This is a genomic window from Haliea alexandrii, from assembly GCF_003719295.1.
GTDB lineage: Bacteria > Pseudomonadota > Gammaproteobacteria > Pseudomonadales > Halieaceae > Haliea > Haliea alexandrii.
Map to the genome: position 1 here is coordinate 37,915 of NZ_RFLW01000006.1, position 16,950 is coordinate 54,864.

15 protein-coding genes and 1 pseudogene are annotated in these 16,950 nt (G+C 51.0%); 2 read left to right on the forward strand and 14 right to left on the reverse strand.

Features of this window, described 5'->3' with window-relative positions:
• Window positions 1-154: 154 nt before the first annotated feature.
• From EGJ68_RS17360 to EGJ68_RS17405, 10 genes are all read right to left on the reverse strand, one after another.
• Window positions 155-1,462 carry a TetR/AcrR family transcriptional regulator gene (locus EGJ68_RS17360; protein WP_008250889.1) on the reverse strand — a complete coding sequence of 436 codons (1,308 nt, stop codon included), beginning with the start codon at window positions 1,460-1,462 and terminating at the stop codon, window positions 155-157.
• 543 nt (window positions 1,463-2,005) lie between these two features.
• Complete coding sequence (locus tag EGJ68_RS17365) at window positions 2,006-2,680, reverse strand: VOC family protein (protein ID WP_008250887.1); 675 nt, start codon at window positions 2,678-2,680, stop codon at window positions 2,006-2,008.
• Window positions 2,681-2,784: 104 nt separating this feature from the next.
• A complete protein-coding gene (locus EGJ68_RS17370; RefSeq protein ID WP_008250885.1) occupies window positions 2,785-3,762 on the reverse strand; it encodes a 3-keto-5-aminohexanoate cleavage protein in 978 nt (325 codons plus the stop codon).
• Window positions 3,763-4,081: 319 nt separating this feature from the next.
• Window positions 4,082-4,777: a sulfotransferase family protein gene (locus EGJ68_RS17375; RefSeq protein WP_040803722.1), complete on the reverse strand. Its 696-nt coding sequence runs from the start codon at window positions 4,775-4,777 to the stop codon at window positions 4,082-4,084.
• Between the two features lie 61 nt (window positions 4,778-4,838).
• Window positions 4,839-5,906: a phosphotransferase gene (locus EGJ68_RS17380; protein WP_008250876.1), complete on the reverse strand. Its 1,068-nt coding sequence runs from the start codon at window positions 5,904-5,906 to the stop codon at window positions 4,839-4,841.
• 2 nt (window positions 5,907-5,908) lie between these two features.
• On the reverse strand, window positions 5,909-7,093 hold the full coding sequence (locus EGJ68_RS17385) for an acyl-CoA dehydrogenase family protein (RefSeq protein WP_008250875.1): 1,185 nt from the start codon (window positions 7,091-7,093) through the stop codon (window positions 5,909-5,911).
• A gap of 63 nt (window positions 7,094-7,156) precedes the next feature.
• Complete coding sequence (locus EGJ68_RS17390; RefSeq protein ID WP_008250874.1) at window positions 7,157-7,582, reverse strand: GFA family protein; 426 nt, start codon at window positions 7,580-7,582, stop codon at window positions 7,157-7,159.
• Window positions 7,583-7,605: 23 nt separating this feature from the next.
• Window positions 7,606-8,127 carry a hypothetical protein gene (locus EGJ68_RS17395; RefSeq protein WP_008250873.1) on the reverse strand — a complete coding sequence of 174 codons (522 nt, stop codon included), beginning with the start codon at window positions 8,125-8,127 and terminating at the stop codon, window positions 7,606-7,608.
• Window positions 8,128-8,199: 72 nt separating this feature from the next.
• The gene (locus EGJ68_RS17400) at window positions 8,200-8,823 is read right to left on the reverse strand and encodes an FMN-dependent NADH-azoreductase (protein WP_040803719.1); all 624 of its coding nucleotides are present in this window, start codon (window positions 8,821-8,823) and stop codon (window positions 8,200-8,202) included.
• A gap of 114 nt (window positions 8,824-8,937) precedes the next feature.
• Window positions 8,938-10,065: a zinc-binding dehydrogenase gene (locus tag EGJ68_RS17405; protein ID WP_008250869.1), complete on the reverse strand. Its 1,128-nt coding sequence runs from the start codon at window positions 10,063-10,065 to the stop codon at window positions 8,938-8,940.
• Window positions 10,066-10,612: 547 nt separating this feature from the next.
• Between EGJ68_RS17405 and EGJ68_RS17410 the strand changes: the two genes are divergently transcribed.
• Window positions 10,613-12,160, forward strand: coding sequence for an AMP-binding protein (locus tag EGJ68_RS17410; protein ID WP_040803792.1), 1,548 nt, complete (start codon window positions 10,613-10,615; stop codon window positions 12,158-12,160).
• A 471-nt stretch (window positions 12,161-12,631) separates the two neighbouring features.
• A complete protein-coding gene (locus EGJ68_RS17415) occupies window positions 12,632-13,201 on the forward strand; it encodes an antibiotic biosynthesis monooxygenase (RefSeq protein WP_040803791.1) in 570 nt (189 codons plus the stop codon).
• A 418-nt stretch (window positions 13,202-13,619) separates the two neighbouring features.
• On the opposite strand, the gene EGJ68_RS18265 is transcribed toward EGJ68_RS17415, so the two are convergent.
• From EGJ68_RS18265 to EGJ68_RS17430, 4 genes and pseudogenes are all read right to left on the reverse strand, one after another.
• A complete protein-coding gene (locus EGJ68_RS18265) occupies window positions 13,620-13,892 on the reverse strand; it encodes an aldo/keto reductase (protein ID WP_008250865.1) in 273 nt (90 codons plus the stop codon).
• A gap of 22 nt (window positions 13,893-13,914) precedes the next feature.
• A pseudogene (locus tag EGJ68_RS18375) lies at window positions 13,915-14,562 on the reverse strand (aldo/keto reductase).
• Window positions 14,563-14,702: 140 nt separating this feature from the next.
• Window positions 14,703-15,695, reverse strand: coding sequence for a PhnD/SsuA/transferrin family substrate-binding protein (locus EGJ68_RS17425; protein ID WP_008250864.1), 993 nt, complete (start codon window positions 15,693-15,695; stop codon window positions 14,703-14,705).
• A 57-nt stretch (window positions 15,696-15,752) separates the two neighbouring features.
• Window positions 15,753-16,928, reverse strand: coding sequence for a Gfo/Idh/MocA family oxidoreductase (locus EGJ68_RS17430; RefSeq protein ID WP_008250863.1), 1,176 nt, complete (start codon window positions 16,926-16,928; stop codon window positions 15,753-15,755).
• Window positions 16,929-16,950: the final 22 nt, after the last annotated feature.

Genomic DNA, 16,950 nt, shown 5'->3' on the forward strand with positions numbered 1-16,950 from the left:
GCTGGGAGAAAGAAGTCGAAGCCTAATTCCAGAACGAAGACTCGCAACGCAATTCGGTCGCCAACAGAGAAGGCAAGAATAAAAAACCAAACTCTACCAAGCCCAGCGCAATGCTGCGTCTCGCAGCAAAACCCACAGATCACAACGACGCAAGCTACGACCGCGCCGCCTGACCTGCCAACTCAAGACCAAGAGCAATAACTTGCTCTGACAAGTCCCCCTGCTTCTGGACCAAATTCCGAACTGCAATGCCCTTCACCATATTCCACAAAAAACTGGTGATTTGGTAGGCCTTACCGGCCTCAACCCCCGATTCCATCAAACGGCTCGCCCACTGGTTCTGAGCGCCCGGAGAATAGCGCTCCTCCAGCGCTTTGCGCACCTTTGCCAGAGACTCATCTTTTCCAGAAGCGATCAGTATATCCAGCGTGACTTTATAAGAATCATCAAAGAAACGCGCCTGAGCATCCTCGACAATAGCAGATAGGATGTCTGCATCTTTAGTTGCGCCAATTCGACGCAAACTGTCCTGTTCTATCCGGTCTACTATACGCTCGTATACCGCTGCAACGAGTAGGTCCTTGGTAGGATAATGGTGTAACAGCCCGCCCCGGGAGACTCCTGACTGATCGATAACCTTGGCTGAACGGAGTCCAGCATGCCCCAAATCCCGCATAATTTGGTACGTTGTATCGAGAATTTGGTCCCGAGTGGAGGCACTGCGCCCTTGTTGGCCTTTATGATCGACTGCCCCTTCCACAGGTATGCCATTGCCTAGCTTCGACCCGGGCGGACTCGGGGGAGAGCTTGGCAGAGCGGGAGAGCCAAGTCTTTTCGACTTGAGATAACCGGTAAGAAGGCCTACAGCAAATTCGAGCTCGCCAGCATTTTTCTTCCCACGTCCGCCCTCTATTTTTCGGCCAACAACGTAACCCCTCTGAATACTCCACAACAGCACGAGGATTGCTGCAGCTTCCTGGCGGCTGATACCTGACTGGGCAATTCGATGAACCCACGCTTCTTCAATTGGTACCCGACTATTTGCTGAGATTTCTCTGACGCCGTCAGCAAGATGCTCCTCTTCGCCCGCAGAAACCAGCATATTTAAACTAACGGTATATAATTTGCTCGTTAAAAAATCTTGAGCGTGGCGGGCCGCCTGATCAATAACGTCCTCATCCGCTGTTTTGGCCGCATCAAACTCGGCCTGCCCCACCTCACTCTCGAACAGACGCTCGATTGCCGCTTCAATAAGTTCCTTTTTGGTGGAAAAATGGTGGGTTTGACCACCCCTGGAGACTTTAGCACGAGCAGCAGCATCGGCTATTCGAAAGCGCGAATAACCATTTTCAAGAAGGAGGTCGACGGTGGCCTTAAGGAGTTTACCAGACGTTTCACTGCGGCGCTCTTCTTGCGTGCGTCGCCTTTTTCTGGGGCTACTCTTTTTTGTACTTGGAAGCATTGTCTGCAGACATGTTACCTAGGGGGGATGACAGAGCCGGAAAATCAACGAAACAAATTCAGAATACGGCAGTACCCTGTGATGTTAAATGGGTTACTCCTTAAAGGCAAGGAAGTATAACCATGCCTCGAAGAGCCAATCCTAGAAAACGAAAGCGCGAGAGGCCTTGAAGGCATGACACTTATAAACTATTCAATACTTGGTCAGTACCTGGGTTTTCGAATTGGACTGTCAACATGCCTGAGATTGAACGCAGACCACCCAGGGTGTTTTATAACTACCTTCAGCTCGATATTTCCATAACACCCCGCAGCATGAACAATATGCAGATCAAAATAGGCAGCAGTGCAGATGATAGAGGCCAGCCCGCTCCATGCTACTTCAACCAGCCTCTTCAACGCTTTGTGCGACGCTGTCGAAATTGTGCTAATCCTTTACGCCTGCTTCAAATCAACTTAAGTTCGACAACACAAAGGCGATCGTTATGACGTCAAAGACCTTGGGTTATGTCCATAACCCTCACCGCTCCATGCTTGCTGACGATTACTCAGGCGCATTGAATCGCATTGCTTCTTTGAGCTCTTCGTCAGAAAGATAGCCAAGAGCGTCAAACATCGGCCGTGGAATCGGCGTCGGGTACATAGCGTTATCCAGACTGGGTTGCTTCACCGCACCTCCTTGACTGGCAAACGCCGGTGGATTGAGGTAGCGTTTCAAATCCGCTTCGCTCATTCCGAGTGTCTTAGCGGTACTAGGGTCGACCCAGTCTTCCGCTCGCACTGGCTCACATTGATCCGTGGTAGCAAACTCAAGTTGCATCCCTTCAGGACCACCAAAGTACATGGAGTGACTCATGCCATGCTCCAGCGGACCAAAAACAGCGTAGCCATTGCTTCTCAGGCGATCCCTCAGGGTCATCATTTCCTCAAGACTGTCGCAACCGAAGGCCATATGTTGCATTGCACCGCCAGCCACCGGGTGCGCGGTGTCAATTGCGTGGCTCACGCCATAGACAGGCTCGACATTGACGTCCTTTATTTGCACGAAGCTCACATATGCGTCTTTCCCCGCTTCAATAAAGCAATGAGAAGCACCAGGAACTCCGTGCATAGGAAAAATCCCAACCAGCTTCATACCGAGAACCTGGGTATAAAACTCAATTTGCGTTTTCATATCATTTGTTATGAAAGCGGCATGGTGTACACCAGTAAATGCCATGATATCTCTCCAAAAATAACTTGCGTCAACGACCTTAAGTACTTTGACGGATGAGCTCCGAGCCCACCTTCGTATTTAGAAAATAAACCATCAAAATCCAAAAGCTATCGTTCGGGCATACCGAACATTCTACGCATTTCATTGGCGGTCGCAGGTCTGCGACCGTGCATTTCGGCAATCTCCTTTGCGCGCTTGAACATTTCTAAGTTGCTGGTGAATTTCTCATCAGAGTTAGGATACTTGAATTCGGTATCCTCAGTACCAACTCGAATGTGCATACCCAGCATGGTCGCCAGCGTGGTGAAGTACATCGTGCCACGACCTGCTGCACAACCAATGAACTGGGCGTTGGGATCGATTTTCCGTATCTGGTGCTGCAGCAGCAGCATCTGCCGAACCAAATCATCCATATCCATTACCGTATTACCTGACAACAGCGTGCGCCCTACGTCAAAAGGCAGACCGAACAGCAGCCCCCACAGAACCGGCCCCTTCATCAGCCCTTTGTCGATAATACGGCGCTTCATCAACTCGATTTCACCGGAGTTGTGAATTGCCACTTGGGGCAGTACGCCGTATTCGAACAATGTCTTGACCGCATTGGTCACAAACACTTCTGGGTGACCCGGAGCACAGGGTGCAGTCTCCGCCAAACCGGCTTTCACCGGGCTCATGCACTCTTCGAAGGTCGCTCCGTTCAGAACATTCAGGTCTGCCATAAAGCTATAACCATAACGCTTGCGCAGCGGCTCAAGCACCATCGGGTAAGCTTCAGTAGGGGGAATCTGGTCCAAACGGCGGCCCTTCTCATCCGTCACCCAGGTAAAATCAATGTGGACAGACCAAGCACCTTCCTCAATTACTGCAGAGGCCTCATCAATGTACTTTTCAACAGAAGATTTGGATGCACCGGCCTTTGCGTCATCGCCAAAACGATTTGATACTGCACAGGAGATACCAATAATTTCAGGCACATCCCACTTTGGCTGCACGTAGTCCCCAAGGAAGCTGTATCCCTCCATTTCCTGCTTTGCAGCCTCCCACAGGGACGGAATGTTTTTCATATCGATATTGTCACTCATTATTTTTCCTCAGCTACCTTATCCAGAAGTTATAAGGCCCGGACCTTTCGGGCATGTTACAAACAGGTTGTACTGTCTATATAGTTGTGGATTCAAGCACAATTCCAAGCTCTGCGCAACCATCAAACCGTGCCTACAGAACCATCGATAAAGTGCAAAAACCCTCACCTCTTACCGGCATTACCAAGCGGCAACAACAAGTAGCCGCAACTATTTGTAATACGGACAACACTGCAGCTCCCTACAATTCCATGCCGCTCACTATTCCGGGGCAACTTCCGAAACACAATAGTTGGCGAATCGCGATAGAGAGTAGCCGCTAAAACACCCAAAGCATAATAATCAGCCCCATCAAGATATAAGGTAGGTAACTTAGAGCCTTGAAAATTTTAACAATGCGCTCAATTTCATGGGCCTCATTCACCCGCGGATATGGCTCAGCAGGAATATCCTTCCCCAGGAATTCACACAGCGGTTGCCATCCATCAGCGGGGTGGTGCACCAGCAGGCGCTCAGGCGGGTAGTACGCTTTGACGTCTTCAGTATTTTGCAGGAACACCTGTTTCGCATACGCCTCGTCAGCGAATCGACCGCCAAACACCCCATCCCAAACAACCCCTGTCACCATTTGATGGATGGTGCGCATCCGCGGACTTAACCAACGCAACCAGCGGGGCATGCTCTGGGTAAAAGCAAATATAGTGCTGCGGGTGCTGTCGTACCATTTGTCTGCGTCACGTACAGAAAGAACAATTTTGGCATCGGGATAATGGGCTGCCAGCTCTTTATGAAACTTGGCCGAGGGCCAGTCGCAAGCCGCCTGAAAGCCCTCAAAGATGACACTCCATTCAACCGCCTCCCCCGCACCTGCTCGATTAAACAAATCGACCTGGTCGCGCCGAGGCATCACTTCCTTCATATGGTGGCATGGGGCATAACCCAATCTCTCCAAAGCGACCTTAAGAGAATTTGTACTCGTCCGACCGAAACCGGCCCCAATAACCTGCAAGGTCACAACAAGCTCCCAATGATTAAAGTACGTTTATCCCCTGCACCAAAGCCAGACGCATAACACATTATTGACAGGCTTCCATTGCTCTGCGGGCCAGCTCCGCCAGGGTCGGGAAAGATGCCGCGCGATCTCGGGCATGAGCAGACGCGGCGCTGCCTTTTATCACCCGCCCCTTGATACCATGGAAAATCGCGGCCAGTCTGAAAAAGTTGAAAGCAATATAAAAATCATAGTTGGCGATAGCACTGCGCCCGGTACGACGACAGTAGTCAGCAATATAGTCTTCCTCCGTCGGAATGCCTAGCTCATGCAGGTCCGCCCCCGACAGGCCCGCAACGATATTCGGCGGCATCCGGTACATCATTGCGTGGTAAGCAAAATCCGACAGGGGGTCACCCAAAGTAGACAGCTCCCAGTCTAGCACTGCGAGTATGCGCGGCTCTGTAGGGTGAAAAATGACATTGTCACAACGGAAGTCGCCGTGAATAAGCGTTGTAGTATTGCCCTCTGGTATGTTTTCCGGCAGCCATTCAATAAGGCGATCCATATTGGCATCTCTGCCAGCGTCGCCGTCGTCCAGGTACTGCTTCGTCCAACGGGCAATTTGGCGCTCAAAGTAATTACCCGTGCGACCATAATCGCCCAAGCCCAATGCTTGGTAATCAAGGGTATGCAACTGCGCGATAGTCGCATTCATGGCGTCAAAGTAAGCGCGGCGTTCAGACTTGGCCACATCTGGGAAGGTAGCATCCCAAATAATGCGACCCTCAATCATCTCCATAATGTAAAAATTGCTGCCAATAAGCGTTTCATCAGTGCACAATCCGTAAACATGAGCGACAGGGTAGCCCGCTTTACCCAGCCCAATCAGCACAGTGGCTTCACGCTCCACCGAGTGCGCCCCCTTGACCAGCTTTCCCGGCGGTTTGCGCCGCAAAACGTAACTTCGGCCAGAAGTGATCAGTTTATAGGTGGGATTGGATTGCCCCCCCTTAAACTGCTCAACTCGAAGAGGTCCCTCAAAGCCCTCTACATTGGCCTTCATCCAGTTAGCCAGCGCGGCTTCATTAAAGGCAAACCCTTCCCGAACTGGGGTTGATCCAGAATTTGATGAATGATCGGAAGCACTCATAACTACATCGCTTTCCAATCGCGCTTGATTTTTTTAGCCAGGGACCACTTATGAACTTCGGTTGGACCGTCGTAGATGCGAAAAGCACGAATCTCACGAAAGACCTGTTCAACAACTGTATTCTGAGTCACACCAGTCCCGCCCATAACTTGAACACAACGGTCAGCAATGCGCATGAGAGCTTCAGAAACCGCCACTTTTGTCATGGAACTCTCCACAGTCGCAAGCGATCCACTATCAAGCACGGCGGCACACCAGTCGATCATTAGTTCGGCCTGTTTTAGATCAATCAGATTCTCCGCAAGCATAAAGCCTACACCTTCATGATCAACTAGCAGTTTCCCAAAAGCCTCTCGCTGACAGGCATAATCAGTCGCGATTTCATGGGCGCGCTTGCACGCACCGAGCCAGCGCATACAGTGCGAAAGCCGGGCTGGGGATAGACGCACTTGAGCATACTTGAAGCCCTCACCAGCCTCCCCAAGCATCTGCTCAGCCGGCACCCGGAGATTGTCTATCGTGAAGGTGCCGTGCCCGCCAGGCATAGCATTATCGATGGTGTGAGGGAGCTCATCGAGGCGAATCGCCGGGTTGGGGAGATCCACCAAAAACATACAGGCCCCCTCTTCGGCGGCGGCCATAACAATACCGACCTTTGCACCTATGGCACCAGTAATAAAAGCCTTCCGACCATTGATCACCCAATCATCACCATCCCGACGACAGGTGGTTTTCATCATAGATGGATCGGAGCCTGCACCGTTCTCACTCGCTGGCTCGGTCATAAAAAATGCTGACCGCGCCTCGCCGGAGGCTATCGGCTCCAAAAAGCGCATCTTGAGGGCGGGGCTGGCGACATGCCCCATTAGGTACATATTGCCTTCGTCCGGCGCCGCTGTATTACAGGCTACAGGACCGATGGGAGACAATCCTGAATTTATCAATACTAGAGCTGTCTCCCGCTGAGTGAGATGATGACCATCTGGTCGAATATGGGGTGTCATTACCCCAGCTTCCCGCGCCTTGTGACGCATCTCCATCACAAGCTCTTCGGTGGGCGCACCATGACTATCCCGACGGGCATCTTTCTCATAGGGAACAATCACATTGCGCACAAATTTTTCTACCCGCGCTGCCATCTCCACAGCGTAATCGCTCACCGGAGTCGCCAGGGAGGATTGTTTCATACCACATCTCCACTCAATTACGTCACGCCCCCGCGCAAACGCCAACACAGGGATTCCGAAGGCTCAACCTCGCAATTTAGGTGAATCAGCGCCCAGCGAGAAAACAGTTATTCCTTCAGGAAGCGGTACCCATTTCTTCACCTCATTTCCCCACACAGCAGCAATCGGCGGCGGCATATCCACTCCTGACAATGCGCCCAACGCGATCCCCCAGGAATTGGGCCGTCCCTCCGCGCGCCAAAATACAGTACTGCCGCACTCCGGACAAAAATGAAACGTGACCGTATTGCCGCTGTCAGCTTTGCGGGCGAATACTTTATAGTCACCCTCTATTTTTACACCGCTTTGGGCAAAAAATGCGTGCGTGCTATACACGCTACCTGTTCGACGTTGACACTGCTGACAACCGCAGATCGCAACAATCTCTGGCTCACCGTCTACTGCCATTACTACCTGACCACAGGCGCAGCTTGCTTTTCTTAGGCTCATCTCCTTACCCCTTTACTTGTCAATCAAAATGGTTTGGTTAAGGCCAAAATTAATACGGCAGGGATAAATACAACAATCGGATACGCTAGCCTTGTGAGGTATTTGTAGTAAAATTTCCGAAAAGCTTCGTATTTTGGTCTGTCGGCTTCTTTGTTTCGCTCCATACGTGGCGCTTTCACATGAGTCAACCAGATATCGTAAATTTCCATAGGCACAAAGAATCCAACCACTATCAACATCTTTGCAAAAAACCACCCACTGGCAAAACTCGCCACTCCAGAGGCGTAAAGCATTAACCCGGTTATTAACAGCACTGCCAGCGCAATATGTTCAAGAATAACAACCCGGTCCATCTGTTCCAGAACCCATTCCCCGCGACGCTTTAGCTCTGGATCATCGGGATTGGCCTTTAGCTTTTTCATTGTCGGATTGACGTAAAACAGCATTGGAGAAATGGTGGTAAATGACCACAAAAAAGCCGAAATGATATGAGCAGCTTTGACGCTCAAAAAGTGGCTCAGCACGAAGTTCTGAATAACGTCCACTAGTACATCCTCAAAGTAAATTATGACAAGAAGACCTGAATACCCACTCAACAGATCATATATTCCAGACGCCTAAAATTCGGCGGCCGCCTGCTTTAGAATTTCGGAAAATTCTGCAATATACTGAGCACGCTCTTCAGACGTTGGCCTAGTTGTACTCTCAGCCACCACAACTCGATGATCCAAGATACCCATAAAGCCAAAAATGGATCTGAGATACGGCAGCTGATTATCGAACGGATCACCAACCGGTACTGAGGAGCGTGTGAGAACGAACTGCAATGGTCGATCTTTCAGCAAACCAAAATGCTCCCCAGTCTCTGGGTTAAAGCCAAAGGTCACCAGAGGTTGTACAATTATGTCGATGTAGTGTTTAAGTTTGTAAGGAATCGAACCATTCCACATCGGCGTGGAAACGATGATTTTGTCAGCCTTATCAAAACGCGAGATCACGTCGAGAATAACCTGCCACTTCTGCTCTTGCTCCTGAGTTAGCTGATCGCCAAAAATGGGCGCGAACTTGGCTGTAGTCTGATCAAAGCCAAACTCGGGCAAATCACTCTCAAACAGCGATAGGGTTTCAATCTCGTGAGCGGGATTAATTTTCCGGTATTCATCAAGAAAGATATCCGCCATCTGGCCGGAAGCTGAATATTCCCTTTTGGGACTTGCATGAACATGAAGCACTTTTGTCATTATCATTTCACCATCTGTTTCAAGCTGACAAGATAATCATAGGCCACCCGCGCCAAATGCCTGACTGATAGCGTCCTCAACCACCAGCAGAACCCGCCCAGGGCAACCCACATGTTACAAATTGGGTTTTATTAAAAATTTGGACCCCGTCGAACGCGCAGCCGCCACCCGGATTTTTTCGGGGCAGAGAATTTCTCTAATGGTGGCCGAATGCCCAAACTCACTGGCAAATGTTGTATATATTTCCCGTTCGACACGTGCCTTTAATGCCGCCGTCGCCTCGTTGCCAATCTTTTCAAGGAAGGGGAACAACAACCAACCACCTGCCCCCCAGGCCATACCGTAGTTCTTACGCAGGACAATGGGACTGGTGTCGAGCCCTCCGTAAAAATACACCTGCTTATATACGTTTGATCCGTAACGACTGTAAGGTGTTTTTCCGGTGTTTGCCCTCTCCATCGCTGCAAGTATGCGGCTGGCAAGGTCACCACCACCAACAGCGTCAAAGGCAATGGTTGCCCCCGTCTCGCCGATAGCAGCGACCAGTTCATCGTCGAACGTGGGCGAGCTGCTATTGCATACATACTTGGCGCCCAGACCTTTTAACAACGTCACCTGAGCCTCGCTGCGGACAACATTTACCAGGCCAACGCCATCTGACTTGCAGATTTTTACTAGCATCTGACCGAGATTTGAGGCTGCAGCAGTATGAACCAAGGCCGTATGACCATCTCGGCGCATCGTCTCAACCAAGCTCAGGGATGTCATCGGATTTACAAATGCGCCAGCGCCATCTTCAGGGCTTGTGCCATTGGGCAGCGCCAGACAATCACCAGCATTAATCTTGCGGTACTGGGTGTACATGCCTCCGCCGACCATGGCAACCACGTTGCCGACCAAGTGCTGGGCCAGCTCCCCGGCGGCCACCACGGTGCCCATTCCTTCCAAACCTACTCCAATGGACTGGCCAACTCGCTCAGAAAGCCGCCCAAAATCGGCTTCTGGAATGTCCGCAACGAGCCCACCATTGTCGGTAAGCCGAAATGCATCAGCGGACACACCACCCAGCATAGACCCAAGATCGGAAGGGTTCATCGGCGCTCCTTCGACCCTCACCACCAACTCATCCCCCACAGGACTACCGATCTCCACTACCTCCAGCGATAAATACAGCCTTGCGTCTTCACCAACGAAAGAACGCAACTCGCAATTAGCCAGTGGGAACTCTACTTTTTCAGTCATAACCGCCTCTGAGAAAAATAACTATGCAAACAGGGATGGGCCGTAGAATATTCTGACCCACTCCATGTTTCTTAGATCTCTAAACCTGCAAGCACGAATCTCGGATACTGCGAGCCGGGCTTAACCCCTAGGATTCTTAGAAACAGGTTATACTGTCTTTACGCTGCCATTTCAAGAGCACTTTTCCCCACCAAACCTGAAGCCGGTCATCACCCTTCAATTGAACCATGTAAACGATTAACCTGCAGGTAGGCATCCATCGCCCCAAAGCCCGCGTACTCAGCGCGAACACGCGAAGTGCCAGCCTTAATCAGCGCCAATGACAAACTTCAATTGACCCACAATAAAAACAGGTTATACTGTGTTTAAAATGAAAGAATAAATCGCTCTGATCTAGCACAGCAATAGATGTCCGATACCGAAGTATCGAAAAATTGAACGGTATACAGCGCCGTTCTGGATGATTGCAGCTGTACAACCTCAACAGCTCCTAATCAGGCAATTATTCACCGCTGAGTTTTACTCGGCCGTACAAAGTGAGAGTTCGATGCGCACACAACTGCATAAAGAAATTTTTACTCCACACCTGCTCATCCGAGCACTTCAGGACAATGCCGACCGCGAAGTTATCTTTCTACCCGACGGCAGCTCAAGAACCGGAAGAGAGATTGCCGATGAAACCAGTCGCTACTGCCAGGCGTTCCGAGCCCAAGGACTCAATCGCGCTAGCCGTATTGCCTTACTGTCCGGCAATAGAGTAGAAGTTATTCACGTCACTGATGCCGCGCTGTTGGAGGCAATGCTTATCACCTCTCTACACCCAATGGGCGCAGTCGATGACTTCGCGTACGTCGTCGAAGACGCCAATATCGACACCATTATTTTCGATCCCAAATTCGATCACTTGGTTGGCGAACTTAAACAGCGCTGCCCCCAGCTAAAACGTGTCTGGTCGCTGGGACAGAGTAACTCCGGCGAGAACCTCCTGCCCTTTGTGTCTAATCACGATGCGGCGCCGCTAATTGCCCCCGAGGTAAATGGAGAAGACGTATACCGGCTAACCTATTCCGGCGGCACAACGGGCAAACCCAAGGGAATCGAAGGCTCATACCGCTGCTTTATGACAATGACCCAAATCATGATGGCGGAGTGGGAATGGCCCGAAAACACGCGCCAACTTCTAGTCTCGCCCCTGAGCCACACTGGCGGCACCCTATTTCTACCCACCCTGCTTGCCGGTGGCTCCATGTACGTGATCCCCGCGTTTGAACCAGTCAAAGTCATGGAAATGATTCAGGAGCATAAAATTAACTGCATGTTGATGGTGCCAACCATGATCTACGCTCTGATGGATCACCCTCGTGCACCCGAGTTTGACCTGAGCAGCCTGGAAACCATAATTTACGGCGCCTCGCCAATGTCAGTACCACGCCTGCAGGAAGCCATCAAAAAATTCGGCCCGATCTTCTTCCAATTCTACGGCCAGAGCGAGTGCCCAATGACGATTTCGGTGATGCGCCGCAGCGAGCATTTGGTTGACGACCCCAAGCGCCTGTCGTCCTGCGGCCGCCCCGTGCCCTGGATTGATGTTGCGCTTCTCGACCACCAGGGCAATCCAGTGCCCGATGGCGAGCCCGGCGAAATCTGCACCCGCGGGCCCTTGGTGATGCCAGGTTATTACAACAAGCCCGATCTTACGGAGGAAGTCTTTGCCCACGATTGGCTCCACACTGGAGATATTGCAATTAAGGACCCCGATGGTTTCTTAAGAATTGTCGACCGCGCTAAAGACATGGTCATTACCGGCGGCTTCAATGTGTTCCCGCGGGAGGTAGAAGATGTAATTGCCACCCATCCGGCCGTCTCTGCGGTCTCGGTATTTGGCACTCCAGACGAAAAGTGGGGCGAGGCGGTCACTGCAGCAGTCGCGCTGAGACCCGGCATGGAAGCCTCTGCCGAGGATATTTCCAAACTGGTGCGCGCCACAAAAGGCCCCCACCAGACACCAAAAATTATCCATTTCGTCGACGCCATCCCCGTCACCAATCTGGGAAAGCCCGACAAAAAGGCCCTCCGCAAACAATTTAGTGGTTAATCGACAATTTTGGACTTGGGCGCGGTAAAATTCCGCTGTGGGCATCGAGAAAATTCCGCTAGAAGTTTGCAGTGAAGTGCTTACAACTGATTGGAAGTCGCTATAAACCACCGCGTTATGCCGACTACAAAGGCAAAGGTGGCATAAACCGCCACCTTATCCTTCTCCGGAAAGGTCGTTGCTACTATGTCAGCCCCCAGATTTCACGACAATTTTGATCTGGAAAACGGCATACTCATCATAAAAAAGAACTCGATCGCTACCTAGCTACGGCGTTATCTGAGGTGACAGTCTCACTCGGCAATTAAGATTTCATCACTTTTGAGCCGTTTCCGCCGGACAAAAAGGCATGTCTGCCAATGTCAGAAGGCGCGTTATTTTTTGAACCCCAAACCGTGTACCGCAGGGGCCCTTTTAATTTATCTTCTTGAGAATTTTTTTGTCACCAGTCCCTCAAAAGGAGCCCTCAAATTGACGCACGATAACCTTGATCGGAATTCCGGCGCAACGGTGGTTATATCTCACCGGGTTCACCACAACAGAAAGCCAGAATACGAAAGCTGGCTTAATGAGATTATACCGCTTAGCGAAGCCTCTCCCGGTTTCCTAGATCGTCATATCGTCAGGCCGGTACCGGGCATCACCGATACCTATTCAATTATGATCCGCTTCCGAACGGCGGAACAATTAAAAAGCTGGATGACTTCTCCAAAACGGCAACAGCTAATCGATAAGGCTAGGCCTTTCATTTCCGGAAATGATGATTTCAATATCACTAGCGGGCTGGACTTTTGGTTTACTCCAAGAAACGTCCGAGCAAAAATCCCGGTGCGCTGGAAACAGTACCTGCTAACCTGGTCTGCGATTTACCCTTTAGTGCTTTTTATTCCCATTATACTTAGCCCCCTGTTTAACCTACTAGGCATCCAGCACAATCGCTTGCTTAATACGCTCGCAGTTACTGCGGTCGCCGTTTTCCTTATGGTGTACATGATCATGCCCAGATATACCAGACTAGTTCACAAATGGCTTTTCAAATAGACCTTAAGTATCACAGCGCGACCACCAATAAATAAAAGATTTAATTATCGAATATGGCCTTCAACACGCGATCCTAAAAGACGCTGCGCTACTCTTCTTATTTAATTTGCAACTTAACCTCGCAGTAACGAGCCGGTTTCATTGTCTAATTGCTATGAAGCCTACGCACAAACCCAGTGATGCGAGATAACTGTTCAAACATCAAAAGGCTAAGGATTCGGCAGGGCCTGCTCCCGTAAATTGCATATGGTTTTATGCTTTTGGCCAAGTTGGGGAAAACGGCTCCGCCGGGCACTACCCAAATAGTAGGAATGGAGTGCCACAGCAAACCCAATTGGTCATGCTGCTCCTTCGGCTACCGTTGTTATATATCACCGGAGTGATCCGGCGATGGAGGATGTACTGTACAAAATTGAGTTCAGGCAAACTCTTCCGTATCAATTTCCAACTGCGACGTACTGCCATAGCGCGGACCGTGAACGGCGCCCTGATTAACAAGGCCATCAAGCCGCTCAATGTCACTATCTATTATGGGGACCGACGCCGCCTTAAAGTTTTCTTCCAGACCGATCAGCGAGGTGGTGCCGGGAATCGGCAACACGTGATTACTCGGGCCAGCAACCAGGCTAGCGAGAGCTGAGCCATACTTGATTGACACTAAAATTCGGCTCTGCAAATCGCGGTATCGCATTGCAAATTTCCTTTGTCGGGAACTAATCCAGGTCTTCTACCGCCCCTGCCAGAAGGCCCCGCCAAAGAGGAGAAAAAGCAACAAAGGTTGCGCCGATCTCGCAACAAGCATCAAGTACGGCGATTTCAGGATTTCGCGTCCAAAACAAGTACTCTGTCTGTACCGTCGAAATGGGGTGCACGGCATGCGCTTTGCGTAGTGTATCAGCCGACACCTCCAACAATCCCAACGCCCCAACATTGCCTTGCTCTACCATCCTGGCCATGGCTCCCAGACTTTTTTCAATGGCAATTTATTTGTCCCAGCGATGCAAGTAATTCCGATCGATATGCTCCACCCGCAGACGCAACAGCGCCTCGTCGACAGTTTTCAGCAGAGTTTCGGGGCGTCCATCAATTACCCGCTTTCCATCTACACCGGTCATACCGCACTTACTGGCGAGATGGATGTGATGGAGTTTGGACTTAAACGCCTTACCAATCAGGGCTTCATTGGCGCCAAAGCCGTAGAGTGCAGCGGTATCAAAATGCCGGATACCTAAGTCGAAGGACCGCTCCAGCACTAGCGTCGCCGCTGCCTCAGTCGGCGGATGACCGTAAGCATGGCTCAGATTCATACATCCCAAACCGACAGCTGGGACTTGCCAGTGTCCAATCTTACGGTATTGCATTTAGCTCAGATCGCACACCAATTGGCGGCGCAGTTACCCGCTTTATACGCCGCCGTACAACTCTGACTACGGAAAGGAAGCCCGGGCCAAATACCTTCCTGGCTTATTTTCAACGCTGCGTCCCGGCCACAGCAATTAGATTAAATACTGTAGCCTTCCTGTGTAGCAGGCCAGAACAACTCATCGGCCTTCACGGGACGTTCGGACAGGCCTTGCCGGTAGTGATGGTCCAGGAAGGTTTCCAGGGTTTTCAGATTGTTTTTGTAGCCGTAGGAAAAATAGTCGTTACCCATAAGCTTGCGCGCGTCTTCAATCTGCTCTTCCACAAAGGGCAACGTCACTTTAGTTGCTGATGTGTCAGACAGTGCAGCCAACGCTGCTGCCTTGGACTGCTCGAATGCCTTCAGCAGAGCCATCGGCAGCCAGTTGTGCTGCTCCACCAGTGAACGGCGAACGCCAACAACGTGCATAATCGGGAAAACGCCAGTTTTTTTATAGTACTTGGTGCCCGCAGCGCGGGAGTCCGAAAACAGACGCACGACATTCGGGTGGCCTTTGTCGAAGCACGACAGGGTCCGAGGCCCAATAAAGCCGTCGATCTCACCCTCTTCCAGCAGCGAATTCAACGTGCGGCCCGCCGCTGCAGGCTCCATAACTACACCCTTAGGCAGGGTTAACTTAACCTTCTCCGGGCGATCGGCCACTTCCATACCACCGCGAACCCAAGTGATGTCAGAGGGGCAAACACCATATTCTTCTTCCAGCAGTGCGCGCGCCCAGACGTTAGCGGTAAGCTGGTATTCGGCCACACCAATCCTTTTGCCCTTCAGATCTTCCGGACTGTTGATGCCCTTGTCATTGCGGATGTATATACAACTGTGGCGGAAGGCTCGGGACAAAAAGGCCGGAATGGCAATATAGTCGTTGGTACCGCGGCTGACGCTCAGCGTATAACTGCTAAACGACAGCTCACAAATATCGAATTCCTGATGACGGAAGGCCCGGAAGAAAATTTCCTCCGGTGACAATTTCATAAATACGGGGTTAACACCATCGATCTGGACTTCGCCGTCGATCAAAGCACGGTTGCGATCGTAATTCCCGATGGCCACAGAAAGGGACAGGTTTGACATAGATTTCTCCGTTCTATTACCTAGCTAATAGGTAATTTCTGATTATTGCGCAGCGACTTAGTCAGACATCCTGATTTCAACCCGCTGCTTGCTCCGAAACGATTCGTAAATGCCTTCACAAAGCGCCACATTGACATACCCACGACGGGCCGAATGCACCGGGGACATACCATGGCGCACCAATGCATAGAGCTCTGCAACAACCTCGGCCCGGGGAGATCCCTCCAAGGGCAAGGGAATAAACTCGTAACCATCGTCGCTATAGACATGAATGCCTTTGGCAGTGGGCCGCAGGTCAGCTTTCTCACAACTGATCACAATATTGCCGAAGTGCTCATGAAATTTCGGAACATCGCCGACGTGACTGCCCGCGACAAAACCACGGCTTTGTTTTGCCGTCACTTCGTTTTTTACCTGCGATAGATTTTTTCGAGCCACTGCATATACGTTAGGCGGCTTCAGCGCACCCATTTCCCCTATCCAACCTTGGTCGGCATCGCTGTCGTAATGACCATAGCCGCTATAAGTTACTGAACCGATACATCCATTGTCGAACTCAATTAAGGCGCTATATGCACCATCACAGGGACGCCGGGCGTCAAGGTTGCCAACGCATCCATAAACACTCACTGGCATCGCTCCAGTCAATGTTAGTAGCATATCTACCTGATGGGCGCCCTGATTAAACACCACTCCCCCACCGTGAGCGGAGTCCAATTCTTCAGGGCGTCGGGGGCGGAAAACAAAGTCAGTGTAGTAGTGAGCGTGAATCATCCCGACCCGACCATACTTGCCGCTGGCAATCAATTTTCCCGCCTCCACTATTGGTACGTCAAAACTGTGGCTGGGGCCGACGATCACTTCCCTTTGGTATTTTTCCACCGACTCAACAATGGCTGCCGCGTCGCTTACACGAATCGTCATCGGTTTTTCCACCAGTACATGCTTCCCCGAAGCCAGCGCCTCAATCGCATTGTCGCGATGCATCTCGTGAGGGGTTGCGATATAGACGGCCTCAATATTCGGGTCGGCGTACAGTTCTTCTGTCGTCGACACTGCACGATAGCCAAACCGCTTTTCAAATTCCTGCTGCTTCAATTCACTGGTCGTTGCTGCACCGACTAATTCAACTCGAGGGTCGTCCAAAAAGGTCGGCAACATCAACATAAAACCGCGGCCCAAGCCCACCACGCCGAGCTTGACTGGTTTGATATCGGCGGTATCCGCACTCATGCAATGCACCTAGCTCTGATTA

What these genes read in the sequence shown, in the direction of transcription:
- EGJ68_RS17360 (WP_008250889.1), bottom strand. Translation starts at nt 1,462, where the DNA reads ATGCTTCCAAGTACAAAAAAGAGTAGCCCCAGAAAAAGGCGACGCACG.
- EGJ68_RS17365 (WP_008250887.1), bottom strand. Translation starts at nt 2,680, where the DNA reads ATGGCATTTACTGGTGTACACCATGCCGCTTTCATAACAAATGATATG.
- EGJ68_RS17370 (WP_008250885.1), bottom strand. Translation starts at nt 3,762, where the DNA reads ATGAGTGACAATATCGATATGAAAAACATTCCGTCCCTGTGGGAGGCT.
- EGJ68_RS17380 (WP_008250876.1), bottom strand. Translation starts at nt 5,906, where the DNA reads ATGAGTGCTTCCGATCATTCATCAAATTCTGGATCAACCCCAGTTCGG.
- EGJ68_RS17385 (WP_008250875.1), bottom strand. Translation starts at nt 7,093, where the DNA reads ATGAAACAATCCTCCCTGGCGACTCCGGTGAGCGATTACGCTGTGGAG.
- EGJ68_RS17390 (WP_008250874.1), bottom strand. Translation starts at nt 7,582, where the DNA reads ATGAGCCTAAGAAAAGCAAGCTGCGCCTGTGGTCAGGTAGTAATGGCA.
- EGJ68_RS17400 (WP_040803719.1), bottom strand. Translation starts at nt 8,823, where the DNA reads ATGACAAAAGTGCTTCATGTTCATGCAAGTCCCAAAAGGGAATATTCA.
- EGJ68_RS17405 (WP_008250869.1), bottom strand. Translation starts at nt 10,065, where the DNA reads ATGACTGAAAAAGTAGAGTTCCCACTGGCTAATTGCGAGTTGCGTTCT.
- EGJ68_RS17410 (WP_040803792.1), top strand. Translation starts at nt 10,613, where the DNA reads ATGCGCACACAACTGCATAAAGAAATTTTTACTCCACACCTGCTCATC.
- EGJ68_RS18265 (WP_008250865.1), bottom strand. Translation starts at nt 13,892, where the DNA reads ATGCGATACCGCGATTTGCAGAGCCGAATTTTAGTGTCAATCAAGTAT.
- EGJ68_RS17425 (WP_008250864.1), bottom strand. Translation starts at nt 15,695, where the DNA reads ATGTCAAACCTGTCCCTTTCTGTGGCCATCGGGAATTACGATCGCAAC.
- EGJ68_RS17430 (WP_008250863.1), bottom strand. Translation starts at nt 16,928, where the DNA reads ATGAGTGCGGATACCGCCGATATCAAACCAGTCAAGCTCGGCGTGGTG.